The following is an 830-nucleotide window of genomic DNA, read 5'->3' on the forward strand; positions in this document are numbered from 1 at the left end:
AACTGAACTGTATAGTTTGTATAGCTTTTAATAAGTCCTTCCTCACCATTATATTGATACTGTAGAACCCATTTTTTGATGAGATTATGCGAAATTCGATATCTTTTACCAAGGGACTTATAACCTCCCTCATTACTTAAATATCTTTGAACAATTTCTAATTTCTTTTCGAATGTAAATTTGGACATAAAAACACCCCGTAAATGTTAGTTTGGTGTCTAACATTCACGGGGCAGATCATTTTCGGTGCTTTTTTCAATCCTTTTTAGTCCGTATGTAAATATCCCTTTTTCTCTTCGAAAAAATCGTATTTCGCTCATTATTGGTAGTTGCAAAAATAAATATTAAGCACAACATGACTCCTTCATTTTACAAAAGTAATTACATCATGAAATAGGCCTATTACCTATACATACATAAGCCTATAGGAATAAAAATAAAAGATATCATATTACAGTTTAAGTTAGGAGTAAAGCTATGTATTATCAATATTATTCTATTCCTGATTTACGTCAACAATCTTATGCACAATACCGTGAAAAATGGATTACAGTCGAGTATGGCAATTCAAACAATGTAATAACTGTATTCATATTACAGCTCCCTCTACCAGGATCAACTATAGTACGTGCCTTACTATACCCTTCTTTGCGACCAGTAACTTTGGATACGAGATATTTTAAAAATGTTAAAATGATTCATCCGCCGACACCAGGACCTCCTCCAGGGCCACCTTCAGGAGCAGTGCCAGGACCTTCTCCAGCGCCACCTTCAGGAGCAGTGCCAGGACCTTCTCCAGCGCCACCTTCAGGAGCAGTGCCAGGACCTTC

1 protein-coding gene is annotated in these 830 nt (G+C 36.5%); it reads right to left on the bottom strand.

Annotation, left to right across the window (positions count from 1 at the left end):
- Positions 1 to 188 (bottom strand): helix-turn-helix domain-containing protein (locus BIV60_RS27940; protein WP_141770561.1); only part of this gene is annotated, 188 nt, incomplete at its 3' end.
- Between the last annotated feature and the right edge of the window lie 642 nt (positions 189 to 830).

It is taken from the genome of Bacillus sp. MUM 116 (assembly GCF_001866655.1).
Lineage (GTDB): Bacteria > Bacillota > Bacilli > Bacillales > Cytobacillaceae > Neobacillus.